Consider the following 17,738-nt stretch of genomic DNA (forward strand, 5'->3'; position numbering starts at 1 on the left):
GTAATTAGGCGATGAAAGATAAACACTCTTTATGGAAAACCAGTAGTGGGGTAATAACTCTGTTACTGGTTTTGCCGATCTTAGCGATCTTCTACACCGCAATTGGTGAAACGGATGATTTGTTTGCCCATTTAATGGCGACAGTCATGCCGACTTATATTTTTAACACGGTTGCGCTCACTATTGGCGTAATGGTGTTGTCCTTAATTCTTGGTATACCAAGCGCTTGGATAATGGCCATGTGTAAACTGCCGACCGAAAAATGGTTGCAGTGGGCATTGGTGCTACCTCTTGCGATGCCAGGTTATATCATTGGTTATATTTTTACTGATTGGTTTGATTTTGCAGGACCGATTCAGATCTTTTTGCGTGATTTAACCGGATGGGGACCTGGCGAGTATTGGTTCCCTGATATTCGCACCTTGCCTGGCGCGACCTTTGTGTTGGCTTTAGTGCTGTACCCTTACGTGTATTTGCTGTGTCGAGCTGCATTTATGGAGCAAAATGTCTCTTTGTTGCAAAGCGCGCGTTTGCTCAAATGCTCTCCATGGGAAAGCTTTTGGCGCATCTCGATGCCACTAGTGCGACCTTCTATCGCTGTGGGCTTGTCGCTGGTCGCAATGGAGACTATCGGTGACTTTGGTACTGTAAGTTACTTCGCTGTGAATACGTTAACCACAGCGGTCTACGATACTTGGTTGGGGTACTCTAATCTTAATGCTGCAGCCAAGATTTCTGCCATGATGCTCGTCATTGTAGTACTGCTTCTCAGTGCCGAACGCTACAGTCGTCGTAAACAAAAGCTTTTTCAAAGCCAATTTAACAGTCACGAAGATTTTCGTTATGAGTTGACGGGCTGGAAAAAGTGGACCGCGCTGGTTTGGTGTTGGGGCTTGGTTTCGGTCGCGTTTATTTTGCCATTACTACAGCTGATTGATTATGCGATAACTTACTTTGCGCAGAGTTGGACCCCCGAGTTTCGTGAATACGCATGGAATAGTTTGGTCGTGTCGGTTATTGCCGCCATTATTGGTGTTGCTGTCGCACTGATCGTTAACTTTACCCATCGCGTTAATGGCAAGCGCGAAAGCTTGGCATTTATGCGTCTTTCTTCGATGGGGTATGCAGTGCCAGGAACCGTATTAGCGATTGGTGTGATGGTCGCAGTACTGTTTATGGATCACCGCGTCAACGACCTTGCTAAAGCCATGGAGTGGGGAAGACCGGGACTTATTTTTTCTGGCTCCATGTTCGCCCTGGTTTTTGCCATGGTTGTGCGCTTTTCAGCGGTGGCGATTGGTAGTATCGAAAGTAACTTAAATAAAATTTCGCCTTCGTTAGATATGGCGTCTCGCACCATGGGTTGTAAGCCTAATGCTATGCTGTGGCGTGTGCACTTTCCGCTGGTTAAACGTGGTGCACTGATTGCGGCTCTGTTAGTGTTTATCGAGTCGATGAAAGAGCTCAATGCGGCTCTATTACTTCGTCCATTTAACTTTGAAACGCTAGCCACATACGTTTATAACTTCGCCTCGGATGAGCATTTAGAATTGGCCGCTTTGCCTGCGGTTCTGTTGGTTCTTGTTGGGTTGATCCCGCTTGTTGTTGTTAACCGTTCACTGGAGCAAAATCACTGATGAGCTGCGCATTATCAATTAAAAACCTAACTTGCCAATATGATGATCAAACCGTACTCGAATCATTGTCTCTTGAGGTGGAGCAAGGGCAAATTGTCTGTTTACTAGGTGCAAGTGGTTGCGGAAAAACAACACTATTAAAAGCCGTTGCGGGATTATTGCCGTTAACGTCAGGCGAAATGAGCTTAAATTGCGTCACGATTGATGATGGGGAGAACTGGTTGCCACCAGAACAGCGTAATATCGGGATGATTTTCCAAGATTATGCGCTTTTTCCTCACCTGACGGTGGAGCAAAATATTGCCTTTGGCTTAAAGCATTACTCGACAAAAGAGAAAAATGGCAAAGTCCAAGAGATGCTCGAGCTCGTGCATTTGCAAGGCTATGGCGATCGTTATCCTCATCAATTGTCTGGTGGACAGCAGCAGCGTGTTGCGATTGCTCGCTCATTAGCTTACAGCCCAGACTTATTGTTGTTGGATGAGCCGTTCTCCAATATTGATACGCAAGTTCGCCATGAGTTGATAAGTGAGATCCGTAAGATTTTTAAGGCGCAAGGCGTGACTGCCATTTTTGTTACGCATAGCCGTGAAGAGGCTTTTGCCTTCGCGGATAAAATGGCAGTGATGAACAATGGTGTTATCGAGCAGTATGGTACGGCATCTGAGCTTTACTACCAGCCTTCAAGTAAGTTTGTTGCGGATTTCTTAGGTGGTGGTAGCTATCTGGCCGCTAAACGAGTTTCGGATTCAGAATATGAAACCCACTTGGGTGTGGTTGAAGCCACAGCCCAACAAGAGATCCCAGTGCAGTCTGAATGCTCTTTGTTGCTAAGGCCGCAACATGTGCAAATTCAATCCGATGAAGAGAGCTCAGTAACGGTGCTGGAGCAGCACTTTATGGGCGACCATTGCCGCTACGTGATTGATGCGAATGGCGACCGTTTGTTGGCTACAGCATCGCAGGCATTAAATATTGGTGAGTCTGTTGCTGTGAAAATTGAAACGCAGGGCGTGCTGGCATTCGCATAACGTTACTGGGTACCTTTACTATTCTCTTATGCCTGCCTACACACAATAAAAAAGCCCGGCAGTGATGCCGGGCAAGTATTCTTCCCCTTAGCGACAGCTTGAATTACATGACAAGCGTAGCCGAAGTGCTCGAAGCGGGCACAAGGTCAGTTATAAAGATAAGAAGTCTTTAAACTGTTGAAGAACACGTTCCGCAGTGTCCTTATCTTGCATTTCTGCAAAAATACGCAGTAGTGGCTCAGTACCAGAGAAGCGGGCGATGATCCAACCGCCATTCTTGAAGTAGACTTTCGCACCATCTTCGTAGCTGACTTTTTCGATCTCAAACTCAAACTCAGGCAGTTGTTTTTCAACATATATCTTGTTGAACAGGACTTCTTTTTGCGCTGGTTTGAATTTGCAATCACCTTCTGCCATGTACGCGTAGCCGTACTTACCGTAGATTTCATCTAGCAACTCAGACAATTTCTTGCCTGTTACTGAAATCATTTCAACTAACAAGCTAGACGCGAAGACGCCATCTTTACCTTTGATGTGGCCACGAATGGTTAGGCCGCCAGAGCTTTCCCCACCAATCAGTGAGTCATCCGCTTCCATTTGGGAACTGATGTGCTTAAAGCCTACAGGAACCTCAAAGCATTTCTCGCCATGATCTTCGGCAATTTTGTCGAGAAGGTGGGTGGTTGCGATGTTACGTACCACGGAGCCTGTCCAACCTTTGTATTCAAGTAGATAGTAGTAAAGCAGTAGTAGTACTTCATTTGGATGAATGAAGTTACCTTTTTCGTCAATAATACCAAGACGGTCCGCATCGCCATCGGTACCGATGCCAATATCGTAACCTTGCTCTTTTACTAGGTGCATCAAACGGTAGAGTGTTGCAGCACTTGGCGAAGGCATTAACCCACCGAAGTCTGGGTTTTTTCCATCGTTAATCACATCAACGTCACAGCGGCCATTGATTAATACGGTTTGCAGCGCATTTTTTGCGACACCGAACATCGGGTCAATCAAAACGCGTAGGTTGGCTTTTTTGATCGACTCGATATCAATAAAGTTAATGATCGAATCTACGAATTCGTTCATCGGGTTGATAATTTGAATCAGCTTATCTTCAACCGCTTGTTCAAAATCGACACTTTTTACATCTTGTGCAGTGAGCGTATCGATTTGTGATTCGATTTTTTGGGTGATGATTTCATCTGCATCACGACCGCCTTCAATGAAGACTTTAATGCCGTTGTAATCGGCCGGGTTGTGCGATGCCGTAATACATGCAGAGTAAGCACAGCCCATTTCCTTCGCTTTAAACATTACGATAGGCGTTGGAACAAACTTATCGATAAAGCTAACGACGATGCCGTTTGCTGCTAAAACTTCGGCAAACCAACGGCCAGCTTTGTCAGACAGAAAACGTCGGTCATAGCCAATGACAAAGCCGCGATCAGCAACAGATTCGTTATTCGTAATGTTTGCAACTGCTTGAGCAACCAAACGAACATTATCTTTAGTGAATTCTTCACCGATAAATGCACGCCAACCGCCTGTACCAAATTTGATCATGATTCGATCCTCGATAAGAGCGGCATCCCACCGTCTCTTAAATCTTTGCTAGCGAACCGATGCACTCACCAAACTCAAGTGCATCGGATAAATCAAAAGGGGAGAAGCTATCCCCTAAAAGATGATTAACCTAGAGTAACGATAACTTCGTTTACTGAACCTTCCGCTTGAACTGGTACTGATGCGCCAGTGATAGCTTCGCCGTTCAGAGTGATAGATTTCACGCCTTTGCTGACTGAATCAGGGTTAACAACTTTGATGTTGTAAGTCGCGCCTAGCCACTGACGAGTGACTTCAAATCCAGGCCAGTTAGTTGGAATACATGGATCGATAGTTAGACCATCAAAACCTGTGCGCACACCAAGGATAAAGTTGGTCACTGCGAAGTAAGCCCAACCAGATGTGCCAGTTAGCCATGGGTGGTTTGCACGACCGTGATCTTGGTGGTCACGACCCATGATGAACTGTACGTATGAGTAAGGTTCTGCAATGCGTTTTTCTATTATGTCGTTTTGGTTGTATGGGTTGAGTGCATCGTAGAACTTCATTGCACGGTCACCACGACCTAATTTAGCCTCAGCTACCCAAGCCCATGGGTTTGGATGTGAGAAGATTGCCCCGTTTTCTTTTACGCCTTGGTAAACGCGAGTCACAAAGCCGATGTCATCGTTTGGTGTTGCGAATGATGGTGAATTTAGGTGAAGTCCGTATTCAGAGAACAGGTTCTCGTCGACTGCGTCCATTGCCTTTTCACCGCGCTCTTGAGAAACCGCGCCAGACAGAACCGCTAGCGTGTTTGACTCAAGGTGTACACGACCTTCTTTTTGCTGCGCAGTACCGATCTTGTCGCCATTTTTCGTTAGACCACGGATATACCAGCCGCCTTCTTCGTCCCAAAGGTGTGTTTCACACGCTTCACGCACGTTTGCCGCCATCTCGGTGTACTTCTCAACGTCAGCGTCTTTGCCTAGGTATTTTGCAAGGTCGATAAACTCTTGTAGCGCCCAGAAGTGTAGGAAAGACACCATTGAAGACTCGCCGCCACCTAGGTTTAGACAGTCGTTCCAGTCGGCACGCAGACCTTTACAGATGCCCGTTTGACCCACGTATTCAGCAGAGAAGTCTAGCGCAGCTTTCATGTGGTCATACACGGTTGCATCACCACCATCCGCGTAAGGAATCACTTCGTCGAAGAAGCTGTGCTCACCGGTTTCCATCACGTATTTACAGATGGTTGGTACTAGCCATAGGTGATCATCAGAGCAAGTGTCTTCAATACCGTGGATCTTATCTTCATCGGACGGAGTAGGAACAACTGTTGGAGACTTAGATGGTTTAACATCTGCTTTTTCAGGATCGAACCAATCAGGATCGAATAGGTGTAGGCCGTAACCCGCTTTCACTTGGCCGCGCAGTAGGTCAACGATACGTTTGCGCGTCATTGCTGGGTTAGCGTGAGGAACTGAGATTGCATCTTGCGCTGTATCGCGGTAACCAAGACCAGTACGACCACCCACCTCAATGAACGAAGCAAAACGAGACCACACCACACACGTTTCTGCTTGGTACAGTGTCCAAGCATTGATCATGGTATCTAGACCTTCGTTTGGTGATTTCACTTGGAACTTGCCACAACGCTTATCCCAGTGTGCTTTGATACCCGCAAATGCATTGTCGACTTCTGCAAGGTCTTGGTACTTAGCACGTAGACGCTCACCGTTGCCTTTACCGATACCTAGAATGTAAGCAAAACGAACTTCTTCACCCGGTTGGATAGTGAATTGCTTGTGCAGAGAGCCACAGTGGTTGTAACACGTTTGCGCTGTGTTGAAACACTTACCTTGTTCTACCGCTAGCGGGTTTGCTTCGTCACGGTATAGGCCAAGGAAGCTGTCACGTTGACCGTCGTACGAATCTGGATCAAACGTTGACGCTAGGTAGTAGAAGCCTTCGAAATCGTTAGTGTTGTAGTACAGGTCGTACTCAATCACGCCTTCGTTGTATGAGGTACCAGCAGAGTACAGAGACATCTGATGGTTCTGGTTATCAGATTGAATGTGGCTGAATGAGAACTCAACAAATGAGAATGCGCTGATCGTACGTGGCTTATCTGAGGTGTTTTTAATCACTACATCCCAGATTTCAGCGTCTTCGCCTTTTGGCACGAACAGTGTTTTAGTTGCGGTAATGCCGTTGTATTCACATTTAAACTTAGAGTAAGACAAGCCGTGACGAACTTCGTAGTTTGCTTCGTCTAGGCTTTTCGCAACTGGTTGCCAAGAGATTGACCAGTAATCACCAGTCTCATCATCACGTAGGTAAACGTAGTGTCCTGGGCGATCGAATGTCGCATTTGGACGGAATTTAGTAACACGGTTGTATTCTGGAGAGTTGTAGAACGAATAGCCACCTGCGTTATGCGAGATAACGGTACAGAATTTTTCTGTACCTAGGTAGTTGGTCCAAGGAGCAGGTACATCAGGGCGAGTAATGACGTATTCACGATTCTCGTTATCGAAATAGCCGTATTTCATTTGTGTATTTCCTTTTTACAAAGCTGCGTCTGCAGCCAAAATTTAAAAACTCTTCAAGCGTGATGCTTCTACATCAGCTCTGTATTACTTCCACGGTTTACGGTAATTCACTCCCTGCAAATCAAGCAGCGGTAGGTGTCCTTTCAAACGTGATAAATAGTCGGTCCAGTCTCGGTGTTGTTTGTCTGTCCAACATGCTTCTGCCATTGCGGTTAAGCGCGGGAAGACCATGTAGTCCATACGAGACTGGTTGTTGATGATTTCGCACCACAATGCTGTTTGAATGCCCCAAATGCGTTTACGTATTGGATCGTCGGCTGGCACTTCAGCGAGTGGTTCATAGTTGTAAGCTTTTTCTAGCGGCAACGGGTTAGCCCAATCCACGCCCGGTTCCTCTGGTGCGTAATCTTGGGTCATATCTAGGTAGGTGGTTTGTGCAGGTTGTAGCACCACATCGAAACCTTGGCGCGCGCAGTTCAACGCCGCTTCTTCGCTTAACCACGAATAGATCACTGTGTCTTTGCTGACTTTGTCGCCATGCTGTGCTTCTTCCCAACCCAGCATGCGCTTGCCAAGTTTGCGCAGTTTGTCTTCGGCATGACGCAAGAAGTGCCCTTGTAACTCTTTGTAGTCGCTGTAACCTTGTTGCTCCATTAGTGCTTGGCACGCAGGGCTTTTTGACCATACGCCGTTAGGTACTTCATCCGCACCGATATGAACATAAGGCGCAGGGAACAGCGCGGAGACTTCTTCCAACACTTTGTCGATAAACTCATAACTTCCCGGAAGAGCAGGGTTAATGACGTTGTCGGTGTAATGCTGAATACTGCGGTATTCGGTGGTATCTTCTGCTTCTACCAATAGGTGTGGTAACGACTTGATGGCAGCTCGGCAGTGGCCTGGTACATCGATTTCAGGGATAACAGTGATGCCTCGTTTCGAAGCAAAGGAAACCACGTCTTTGATGTCTTCTTGAGTGTAAAAACCGCCGTAACACTCAGCAAGGTGCGTGTACTGTGGCTCATTGGTTTCATCCAACCCACGCCATGCGCCAATATCGGTTAGTTGAGGCAATGATTTGATCTCAATTCGCCAACCTTCATCATCGGTAAGGTGCCAATGGAATGTATTGAACTTGTAGTGAGCCAACTGGTTGATCAAACGTTTGACTTGCTCAACGGAGTGAAAATGGCGAGCACAATCTAGCATCATACCGCGGTAACGAAAACGCGGTCTGTCTTTGATTGAACAGCAAACCACTTCCATGGAATTCGGTTGATCGCCAACTTTGATCAGTTGCAATAACGTTGCACAAGCATGGGTAAAGCCAGACGAAGATCCTGCTTCAATTTTGATCGACTCTTCTGCTGCCTTCAGTTTGTAAGCGCCTTCATCCAAGGTTGGGTTGCCTTTGAAGATGATCTGACTGCCATTGTTTGATGCGAACTCAAATTGATGAATGCGCTTAAGCTCTTCAAGTAACCATTCTTTGGCTGAATTGGCTAGGTTTGAATAAACCGCAACGCCAGCTTGATGATTAAAGCTAAAGCAGTGATCACTGACCTCTATATGGTTTGGTTTTGGCAATAAAGGCTGCGCATGCGTCAAGCTGGAAGGGATCTCACTACGTTCACGGTACGGTGAAGCCAATACGATCGGCGTGACATCGACTTGAGCTCGCTGAAGGTTGCCGTTGACTTCAAAGTTGACCAAGGCTTCATTGAATCCATCAGAATAGTAACGGAATGGATTCGAACCAATACTGAACTCGCAGTAAAAATGATGGTTAGCTGCCAGCACCAACCCTTCTGGTTTGAGGGTGCAGTAGCTGCCAATTTGCTTGAGCTGACCATTCGAAATACTATCTGGCAGAATGTAGCGATCAAAAGCAAAAATCAGGCTCCAATTGTGGAGATCTTGATCACTCAAGTTATGGAAAGTCAGTCCGAAACGGCAGTTTTGCTTTTGTTCTGATAGGACGACGAGATCAACACGATATTCCATATCTACTCCTACGCCGCACTGAGCGAGTAAAGGTTATGTTCAGGTTTACCTGCAAACATAATTGCGCCTTCAATCGCGTCAAACTGTGGTTCAACAACCCATTGCTGAACGGGTGGCGAAAGCCAACGTAAAATACGTTCAGCAATGCTGCCCATTAAACAAATACGCGTTGCGCCGCGCTTGTTTAATGCCACGAGAAACATTTCTATATCAGCTGCAGTTTGCTTCAGCATCTCAATTGCTAGTGCATCACCTTGTTCTGCATGTTGGAAAATTGCAGGAGAAAACTGGCCATAATCACGAGGAAGCGCTTGTTTAGACCAAGCCACCACGTTATCAACGTCATTTTCGAAATGCGCCATGACGTGTTGTGCTAGAGGCGTTTTCTCTCTGATGCCATCTTCTGCTAACAAAACTTGTTGAACTAGGTGAAGCCCCATCACTGCGCCGCCACCTTGATCCGAAATAGGGAATTCACGACCACCGACAACGTGCTGCTCCAATCCTTTAAGATAGATGCCACAAGAGCCCGTTCCTGCGATCATGATTGCGCCATCTTCGCCATTGTGTGCACCAACGCACGCGCCGTAAGCATCAGTATTAAGAGTCATACTGGCAAACGGATGAGGAAGAGACATGAAGGCTTGCCAAGATGCTTTGTGCTCAGCACCTGCAAGGGCTAAGCCGACATGCATCGATGCAAAATCTTGTTGTGTCAGGCCGCCTTGCTCGGCAGCTGAAGTGATGGATTCAAGAATCGAAGCCATTGCAATTTCAGCGCCTAGCATTATGTTGGCGCTGCCGCTTTTGGCCTCGCCAAGAAAATTACCTTGTGAATCTTTAATCCTGGCTCGACATGACGTGCCGCCACCATCGATACCAACAAAATACATCCCCATGATTATTGTTCCTTAATATTTTTAGAGGTTGCCAACTGAGAAATATGCTGAGCTTGACTCATTATCGCGAGTAAGTACCAAGCGCCATGCGGGATCCATTGTTCACCCCAGCGCCAGTTTTGTAACATGTCGTCTTTTTGTGCTGGTGGGTTAAATGCGATGTCTTCCTCGTCTTCAAAGCCGCCAGTGATTCCGTTACACACACCGCCTTTAGCGTTGAAGAAACCATATTGAGGAAGGTAATCAGGGTTGTTACGACCGTGGCCATCAAGCATGCACATGTCGTATGGGTTTAAGCCTACAATCCAGTTCAATGCATCTTGAGCAAACACGGAAAGTTGTTGCTGTATTTCTTGCGACGCTATATGCGGTTGAGCAAGATACGCCATGGTCGCGAGTGAGCCCAATCGAGCATTCTCGCCTTGCCACCAATAGCCGGATTCATTGTTGTGTGCGACAAAAAATGCATCGCGTTTTGACTCATTTACGCCTTTAACATACTGGCGAGGGTAACCGAATGGGTTGGTCACTTTATTGGATATTTTGATCTCAAACTCACACGCTCGGTTAACGATGCGTTTTACCGATTCTGTCTGTACGGAGTCGTCTTCAATTGCTAGGTATTCGCACAGGGCAATAACGGGTAGACCAGCTTCGGCAGCGTGAAAGTATGGACGACTGCCGTCTTGGTTTGCTGACCAAAAGTGTTGAATCTGCTCGTCGCTCATTTGGCGGGCAACTAAGCGTTGTGCCCACAAACGGCTCTCTTCCAAGTAGCGAGTTTCTTTGGTGGCTTTAAACAGTTCTACACTAGCTAGTAGCGCACAGTATTCGTCGATAATGTTTTCTTCACCATCATTGAGGTACTGCGTATTGTGCTCTTTTAGGTGCCAGTAACCATTTTCAGCAGCGTTGCGGTATTTCTGTTGATCGTATTCGCCGTGAACACCTAAACGCGACGCCGCGGCCAGCGCTGCGATGGCGACACCGCCACCTTGTCGAAAGCCTGCTTGGTAGTCATCAAATTTGTGACCAAGTTGCGTTTCGTAGGCACAGATTTCTCGTTGCGCAGTATCTTTGCTCCACTTATCAAAGACCGTCATGTAGAAGAAGCCTTTTTCGTTTTGCATACGAACAAGGAAGTCTGCACCGAACAGGGCTTCTTCAATAAGACGTGTACGTGTGAAGGCTGCAATGTCTTCGCTTCCTTCAAGCAATGAAAGCCCTTTTAGGATGTTCCAAACCACCATTGGGGTTTGTTGAGGGTTCAAATAATTAGCGTATGAAAGATGACTTAAATATTTGCTAACGTCTCCAGATGCGTCGTACCAGCCTCCGTGTACATCAACCGTTTGGTTGGCGTTGAGCACTGGAACTTGTCGATCTTGTTGATCGAAAATTCCACCACAACGTTGTGATTTGAAGTAGTGGATCACATCCGACAAAGTTTGATCCAACAGAATATGTTCGCCAATGGTGAAAGAGGAAGAGCGCGTATCTTCCACTTGCAGGAAATAGTCGCCTGAATCTGTGAAAGGTGAAAAGTCGATGAGGTAGAAATAGCCCTGATGCCAGTTCGCCACTTTACCCTGTTCTTCAACCGCAAAAGTTGCCACGGTTTGCTCGGTAGTGGCACAAATCAATTGGGCAGTGTAAGAAGACAAGTGTGGTTGTTCGGTCTGGACAATGGCTTTCTTTGGGCCCAGATGTTCATAACCAATGTGGTTAGTCAGTAGCAGCATTCAATGTCTCCGGGAAACGATAAAACAGGAATGGGTCAGGCTGAACCTGACCCTCGTTATAATTAATCTTCAAATAAGTAACAGCGAACAAAGTGGTTCTCAGAAAGCTGAGTGACGCCCGGTAGTCGTTCGCGACATTTATCGGTTGCGTGTACGCAGCGTCCTGCAAATGGGCAGCCGACTGAATCTGGTGTCCAAAGTGGGATTTCCCCTTTGTTGCCTTTCAGCTTCTCGTGGATAGACTTCGATGGATCAGGCACAGCAGATACCAAGAGTTGCGTATATGGGTGTTGAGGATCGTGAATGATTTCCTCAGTATCCCCCCATTCAACCATGTGACCTACGTACATAACCGCGAGATCTTCAGCAATGTAACGCGCCGTTGCGATGTCGTGAGTGATGTAAAGCAGAGACATTTGTTTCTCGAACTTCATCTCTTCCATCAAGTTAAGAACACCAGCACGAATTGACACGTCCAGCATTGATGTTGGCTCATCTGCCAATACCACTTCTGCACCTACAGCGATGTTACGAGCTAGGTTTACACGTTGACGCTGACCGCCAGATAGCTGGTGCGGGAACTTTTGCGCCGTTTCTTTTGGTGGAATCAGACCAACTTGTTCAAGTAGGTCGTACACACGTTCTTCCAGTTCCTTTTTGTTGCCTGGTGCAATCTTTTTATGGATCAGCAACGGGCGAGCAATGTGGTGAAAGATATTGTGTGTAGGGTTTAGTGAGCCAAATGGGTCCTGCCATACCATTTGTACGCCTTCACGGTATGTCATCAAGTCATGTCGAGAGGTAATATCTTGGATATCACGACCTCTGTATTCGATCACCCCCTCTGTAGGGGCGTACATTTTAGCTATCATTTTAGCGGTAGTAGATTTACCAGAGCCTGATTCACCTACTACTGACAAACCGCGGCTCTTGTACATCTTGAATGACACGTCGTTGATCGCGCGCATTTTTGACTGCTTGATTGAGTTACTATTTAAAGGGAAGTCCTTAACGACATGTTTACCCTCAATCAGCAGTTCGCCGAGTTGTTTGCTCATAATTCTCTCCAGTGTAATTTTGTTCTTAGCTAGCGTTATTTTTTGTTGTTAAACCTTAGCTTGAGCAATCGTGTCGCCGTATAAGTGGCAATTTGAAAAACGACCAGGTTCAATTTGACGCAGCTGAGTTGGTACTCGTGTACAAGCTTCGTGGACGCGGTCGCAGCGAGCTTGGAATCGGCAGCCTTGAGGAATTTCTAATAGATTCAAAGGGTTGCCTGGAATACCAGTTAATTTGGTTTTAGGACCAGTTAGTGGAGGGAAAGAGCTACCCAAACCTTTGGTGTAAGGGTGGTAAGGACTTTCCAGAATTTGCTTAGAAGGGGCAACTTCAATCAACTCACCGGAGTACATAATGCCGATTCGATCCGAGAACTCGACCATGAGTGACAAGTCGTGAGTGATGAAAAGGATCGAGAAGCCGAACTCTTCTTTCAGAGCATAGATCTTTTGTAAGATTTCACGCTGAACCACAACATCGAGTGCCGTCGTTGGCTCATCCATGATGATCATCTTTGGATTGAGAGCCAGAGCAATCGCAATGACTAAGCGCTGGCGCATACCACCAGAAAATTGGTGTGGGTAGTCATTCAAGCGGCTTGGATGAATATCAACGATTTCCAACAATCCTTCGGCGCGCTTTTTCGCTTGTTCACGTGTCATGTTGGTGTGGCGCATGATGACATCGCAAAACTGCTCTTCCATCGTAAGCACCGGATTTAATGCGTTCATAGCACTTTGGAACACCATCGACATCTCGCTCCAGCGGAATGATTGCATACGTTCATCGCTGTACTTAATGATGTCTTCACCGTTGAAGATGACCTCACCACCAGTGATGAATGCTGGCGGCTTATGAAGACGCATGAGCGAGAAAGCAACTGTGGATTTACCACAGCCAGATTCACCAGCCAGGCCAAAGACTTCACCTGGCGCAATGTCAAAGCTAACGTTGTTACAGGCGCGGACATCGCCCGCATCTGTGATGTAATCTACGCATAGGTTACGGATAGAAATTAGTGGTGCAGTCATGATTATTTATCTCCGCTCCATAGTGCATTTTGTGGTGCCATTTCAGGCGCGCGCTCTTTCTTGTCTTTCTCTGCCAGTTTCTTCCAGCGTTTCATGCCTTTGTGAGAACGAAGCTGTGGGTTAGCAATTTCATCAACGGCAAAGTTAAGTAGAGCAAGACCAGTCACCAAAAGAGTTAAGGCGATACAAGGAGCTAATACTTCCCACCATGCGCCAATCAACATCGCTGATGAGGTTTGCACGTTGTAGAGCATGATGCCCCAACTGATGGTGTTGGCATCGCCCAGGCCCAAGAACGAGATTACAGCCTCAGTATTGATAGCGAGCATTACTGAGCCGATGAAGCTTGCACCGACAATCGGGATTAGGTTTGGTAAAATTTCAACGAAGATGATGCGGAATGAAGACTCGCCCAATACTTCAGCGGCTTTCACAAACTCTTTCTCGCGCAGAGCCATGGTTTGAGAACGGACAACACGTGCGCCCCACGCCCAAGAGGTACCAGCGATAATCAAGGCAATGGTGAGTGGACCTGCTTCGCCAATAAAGGCTGCCAGTACAAAGAGTAATGGGTATTGAGGGATTACCAGCATGATGTTCATCGCTGCACTCAATATGTCATCCACTTTGCCGCCGAAGTAACCTGCCGAGATACCAATGACCGTTGCTAGGAAACATACGATGATGCCAGCACCAAAGCCGACACCTAGCGATACGCGAGCACCGTAAGCCACTTGTGACCAAATATCACGACCCATACGTGAAGTTCCCAGAACGTGATCAGCCTTTTTCGACATAATCAGCGTACGACGATCATCTGCTAGATTTTTAGCTACCCAGCCATCAGGATTATTTTGCGCTTGTTTTACGACAAAGCTAGGGTATTCGTGTGGATTACCGGTTCGCTTGTCTGGCGCATGTTTCGTAAGTAAAGGAGCTGCGATCGCAACGAATACGAATACGGTAACAATACCAAGACCGATTCGAGCGAATGAGTTACCTAAAATAAGTTTGAATAGTTCTTTCATGATTATTTGCCTCCCGTACGTAGGCGAGGGTCTAGAATCATGTACAGCATGTCAGCCATTAAGTTGAAGCACAGCATGAACATCGTCATGATAATTAACTGACCTTGAAGTACTTGGTAGTCACGAGCGTGAATTGCGTTAAGTAGCACGGTGCCTAAACCTGGGTAGTTGAAAATCATCTCGATGATCAATTGGCCACCAATGGCCATACCCAAAGACATAGATAGCGCGGTTACACTTGGAAGTAGCGCGTTACGTGCGGCGTAATTGAAGACGACACGGTTCTCGCTCAGCCCTTTGCCTTTCGCCATCGTGATGTAGTCTTCGGCGAGAAGGTTGATCATGTTGTTACGCATATTGACGAGGAAGCCGCCGATCTGAACGATGGTTGCACAGAATAGCGGGAGTACTGCGTGGTAACCCACGTTTTTGATGAACTCCCAGCTTGACCAATCAGGGATAGTACCTGGCGTGTAAGCATAGCCAGATGGGAACCATTTTAGGCCAATCGCAAAGGTAAACAGCGCTAACATTGCGATAACCATCTGTGGGATAGCTTGAATGATCAATGTACCAGGCGTTACGAATGCATCGTACTTACTACCACGCTTCCATGCGGCAAAAATGCCGAGTACAGAAGCGATTGAGAAAGAAAGTACAACCGCAGTACCAGCTAGGAAGAGAGACCAGCCAAATGCACTACCTAGTAAAGAGTTAACTGAAAGAGGGTAGAACTGGATTGATGTCCCTAGCTCCCAACTTAGAATGTTTTTAATGTACGAAAAGTACTGAATGTAAATCGGCCCATCAACGAAACCGAGCAGTTCTTTCATTGCTGCGATTCGTTCTGGCGTCACCTGTACAGAAGCGTTAGCAAACATCATGGTAACTGGGTCACCAGGCATTGCTCGCGGAATAATAAAGTTTAACGTCGCTGCAACTAAGAGCGCGACAAGATAGAACGACAAACGTCTTAAAAAATAACCCATAACTCACACCTTACTCACCCAGATTTTTTCCCTGTTTCTGGTTTCAGGTCGCTCCTAGCGAAATTTAGAGCGAAAAATCCCCTGACGACGAGCGCCACATATTGGTTTCGTTAACAAGGGATTTTTATAGGCGGCACACGGGATGTATGCCGCTTGAAATGAACTTCGACTTATTTAACTGGTTTTAGGTCCAGTACGTGAAGTAGACGCTCTGGGATACCAGCCCAAATGTTTGGACGGCCCTTAGGATTTTCTTCGTTCCACCAACCAGTGAAGCGAGTTGTGTTGTATTGATACATGTACGCGCCAGATAGAACAGGAATGGTTACTTGGTCCTGAGCAATGATCTTCTGGATACCATGAGCGATTTCTAGCTGTTCTTGCTTATCAGCGGTTTTGTAGAAGCTGTTAAGAAGACCGTCTAACTTATCGTTCTTGTAGAAGTGCATTGCAAAGCGAGGCATACCGTCACCAGACTGTAGCTTCGAGTTGTAGCCGCTGTCCCAGTACAAGTGTGGATCCGCACCGTGGAAGTAGTTGGTGTAAGCAACGTCGTATGTACCTTCTAGCATTGCTTGGTTGTATACCGAGAAATCTGGAGTACGAGCACGTGCTTTAATGCCTACTTCTGCTAGTTGCTCAACAGCTAGTTGTACAGTGTTGTTAAAGTCAGTCCAACCGTTTGGCGATTGAATGAGAAGCTCGAAAGACTTGCCTGATGGTGTATCTACAAAGCCATCTTTGTTTACATCTTTGAAGCCTGCTTTAGCAAGAAGCTTTTTCGCACCTTCGGCGTTGTATGTGTTGTAACCTTTGTACTTGTTGTGCGTCTCTTCGTCAGACCAAGCTTCGAATGCGTAGCCTAGACCTGAAGCGAAGTCATTTACTGTACCGCCACCGTAGAATGCAATGTCGATAATCGTTTGACGGTCTAGCGCCATAGAGAACGCACGACGGAAGTCAACGTTAGTAAGTGCTTCGTTTTTCGCCGCGTCTGGGTTTTTGAAGTTTACTACAAACGCTTGAGTACCCGCTGGTGGGTACCAGTAGTGGTGATTCGGACTTGCTGCAGCGTAAGTGCGGTCGATGTCTGGTACGAATGAAGACGTCCAGTCCATTTCGCCGTTAACGATTTTGCCCAAGAATTGGTCGTTGTTCGCGATTTGTGGCACTCGTAGACAGTCTACATCTAGGTTATCAGCATCCCAGTAATTCGGGTTCTCACACTGAATGTATAGTTGCGGTGTAAAAGTGTCGATTTCGGTAAATGGACCACTACCTACAGGATTTTCGTTTGTGAATGTTGCTGGATCTTTCACTTTGCTCCATACGTGCTTAGGTACAACTGGTACTTTCGCAATTTCGTAAGGAACGTTTGAGTTTGCTTCGCTTAGACGGAATTTAACTTTGTAGTCGTTAACTTTCTCTACGCCAGTAACCCAAGAGTTGATACCAGATTGGTCTAGCTCTGGCTTCTCTTTAACTAGGTTGAAAGAATAAACTACGTCATCAGCGGTAAACGCTTTGCCGTCAGACCATTTTACGCCCTTACGAATATCGAAGGTCACGCTCATTAGGTCATCAGCCATGGTAAAGTTTTCTGCTAGACGAAATACTGGCGTGTTACCGTGCATTTCGTTAAAAACAACGAGCGGCTCGTAAATAAAGTCGGTTGTTGTGTGCAGGTTAGTTGCACCCAAGAAAGGGTTAAAGTTACGAACGAAAGTTGTAAACTCTTTAGGGTGGATAGTCAGTTCACTGCGTTCAGCCGCAGTAGCTACCGATGCAAAACCTGTAGTAGCCGTTGCAATAATTGCTGTTGCTAGTGCTGTTTTTTTAATATTGGCAAGCATAGCTGTTCCTTACTATTTGCTTTCATTTCACTAAATGGAATTGAATGTCATCAATTGATAAACACTCTCCAAGACCTACCTCTTGTTTATGCATTACTCATTACAACATTGAGTTTCGCCAAGAGTGGCCTGTAGGCCTTAGGCAGGAGTAAGAAAACACCTTATCCAGAAAATAATCAAACTCGATTCTCGTTAAAAACGTTAAAATATCGTCACTCTCCGTTATAAACGTTATTTTGGCTAATTTTGACTAGAGATAGACCAAAAAATAAACGTTGATATGCGTCGCAGTTTATATCCTTGTTAATTGTAAGTGTTAGTGATTGCTAACCTATAATCTATTTTAAATAAAAGCCTTCTGATTCTCT

The 17,738-nt window shown here is 46.3% G+C and carries 12 protein-coding genes; 2 read left to right on the forward strand and 10 right to left on the reverse strand.

Translation table 11 applies throughout. From position 1 onward, the window contains the following. Positions 1-11: 11 nt before the first annotated feature. A complete protein-coding gene (locus MSG33_RS12795) occupies positions 12-1,637 on the forward strand; it encodes an iron ABC transporter permease (protein WP_248381243.1) in 1,626 nt (541 codons plus the stop codon). After that, positions 1,637-2,668 carry an ABC transporter ATP-binding protein gene (locus MSG33_RS12800; RefSeq protein WP_005396732.1) on the forward strand — a complete coding sequence of 344 codons (1,032 nt, stop codon included), beginning with the start codon at positions 1,637-1,639 and terminating at the stop codon, positions 2,666-2,668. Before MSG33_RS12795 ends, MSG33_RS12800 begins: the two co-directional genes overlap by 1 nt. 150 nt (positions 2,669-2,818) lie before the next feature. Here the strand turns inward: MSG33_RS12800 and MSG33_RS12805 are convergent, their stop codons facing one another. The 10 genes from MSG33_RS12805 to MSG33_RS12850 form a co-directional block, all read right to left on the reverse strand. Continuing rightward, a complete protein-coding gene (locus MSG33_RS12805; RefSeq protein ID WP_104970926.1) occupies positions 2,819-4,231 on the reverse strand; it encodes a phosphoglucomutase/phosphomannomutase family protein in 1,413 nt (470 codons plus the stop codon). Between the two features lie 125 nt (positions 4,232-4,356). Beyond that, positions 4,357-6,765, reverse strand: a complete 2,409-nt coding sequence (locus tag MSG33_RS12810) for a N,N'-diacetylchitobiose phosphorylase (RefSeq protein ID WP_248381244.1) — start codon at positions 6,763-6,765, stop codon at positions 4,357-4,359. A gap of 84 nt (positions 6,766-6,849) precedes the next feature. Beyond that, entirely contained in the window at positions 6,850-8,769 is a 1,920-nt protein-coding gene (locus MSG33_RS12815; RefSeq protein ID WP_248381245.1) for a family 20 glycosylhydrolase, read from the reverse strand. 8 nt (positions 8,770-8,777) lie between these two features. Continuing rightward, on the reverse strand, positions 8,778-9,668 hold the full coding sequence (locus tag MSG33_RS12820) for an N-acetylglucosamine kinase (RefSeq protein ID WP_248381246.1): 891 nt from the start codon (positions 9,666-9,668) through the stop codon (positions 8,778-8,780). A 2-nt stretch (positions 9,669-9,670) separates the two neighbouring features. Beyond that, positions 9,671-11,410 (reverse strand): glycoside hydrolase family 9 protein, encoded by a 1,740-nt coding sequence (locus tag MSG33_RS12825; protein ID WP_248381247.1) that lies wholly within the window; start codon positions 11,408-11,410, stop codon positions 9,671-9,673. 62 nt (positions 11,411-11,472) lie between these two features. Next, on the reverse strand, positions 11,473-12,468 hold the full coding sequence (locus tag MSG33_RS12830) for an ABC transporter ATP-binding protein (RefSeq protein ID WP_005394711.1): 996 nt from the start codon (positions 12,466-12,468) through the stop codon (positions 11,473-11,475). Positions 12,469-12,516: 48 nt separating this feature from the next. Next, positions 12,517-13,500 carry an ABC transporter ATP-binding protein gene (locus tag MSG33_RS12835; RefSeq protein WP_005394709.1) on the reverse strand — a complete coding sequence of 328 codons (984 nt, stop codon included), beginning with the start codon at positions 13,498-13,500 and terminating at the stop codon, positions 12,517-12,519. A 2-nt stretch (positions 13,501-13,502) separates the two neighbouring features. Then, positions 13,503-14,528 (reverse strand): ABC transporter permease, encoded by a 1,026-nt coding sequence (locus MSG33_RS12840; protein WP_005394707.1) that lies wholly within the window; start codon positions 14,526-14,528, stop codon positions 13,503-13,505. A 2-nt stretch (positions 14,529-14,530) separates the two neighbouring features. Beyond that, positions 14,531-15,517, reverse strand: a complete 987-nt coding sequence (locus MSG33_RS12845; RefSeq protein WP_005394705.1) for an ABC transporter permease — start codon at positions 15,515-15,517, stop codon at positions 14,531-14,533. 170 nt (positions 15,518-15,687) lie between these two features. Next, on the reverse strand, positions 15,688-17,370 hold the full coding sequence (locus MSG33_RS12850; protein WP_005394703.1) for an ABC transporter substrate-binding protein: 1,683 nt from the start codon (positions 17,368-17,370) through the stop codon (positions 15,688-15,690). Between the last annotated feature and the right edge of the window lie 368 nt (positions 17,371-17,738).

Origin of the sequence: Vibrio sp. 1CM7H (assembly GCF_023161645.1) — a bacterium.
In the GTDB taxonomy this organism is placed as follows: domain Bacteria; phylum Pseudomonadota; class Gammaproteobacteria; order Enterobacterales; family Vibrionaceae; genus Vibrio; species Vibrio diabolicus.

Bases quoted from the DNA above. Each gene is read 5' to 3' on its own strand.
- MSG33_RS12850 (WP_005394703.1), bottom strand. From the start codon at position 17,370: ATGCTTGCCAATATTAAAAAAACAGCACTAGCAACAGCAATTATTGCA.
- MSG33_RS12835 (WP_005394709.1), bottom strand. From the start codon at position 13,500: ATGACTGCACCACTAATTTCTATCCGTAACCTATGCGTAGATTACATC.
- MSG33_RS12805 (WP_104970926.1), bottom strand. From the start codon at position 4,231: ATGATCAAATTTGGTACAGGCGGTTGGCGTGCATTTATCGGTGAAGAA.
- MSG33_RS12820 (WP_248381246.1), bottom strand. From the start codon at position 9,668: ATGGGGATGTATTTTGTTGGTATCGATGGTGGCGGCACGTCATGTCGA.
- MSG33_RS12800 (WP_005396732.1), top strand. From the start codon at position 1,637: ATGAGCTGCGCATTATCAATTAAAAACCTAACTTGCCAATATGATGAT.
- MSG33_RS12795 (WP_248381243.1), top strand. From the start codon at position 12: ATGAAAGATAAACACTCTTTATGGAAAACCAGTAGTGGGGTAATAACT.
- MSG33_RS12845 (WP_005394705.1), bottom strand. From the start codon at position 15,517: ATGGGTTATTTTTTAAGACGTTTGTCGTTCTATCTTGTCGCGCTCTTA.
- MSG33_RS12830 (WP_005394711.1), bottom strand. From the start codon at position 12,468: ATGAGCAAACAACTCGGCGAACTGCTGATTGAGGGTAAACATGTCGTT.
- MSG33_RS12810 (WP_248381244.1), bottom strand. From the start codon at position 6,765: ATGAAATACGGCTATTTCGATAACGAGAATCGTGAATACGTCATTACT.
- MSG33_RS12815 (WP_248381245.1), bottom strand. From the start codon at position 8,769: ATGGAATATCGTGTTGATCTCGTCGTCCTATCAGAACAAAAGCAAAAC.
- MSG33_RS12840 (WP_005394707.1), bottom strand. From the start codon at position 14,528: ATGAAAGAACTATTCAAACTTATTTTAGGTAACTCATTCGCTCGAATC.
- MSG33_RS12825 (WP_248381247.1), bottom strand. From the start codon at position 11,410: ATGCTGCTACTGACTAACCACATTGGTTATGAACATCTGGGCCCAAAG.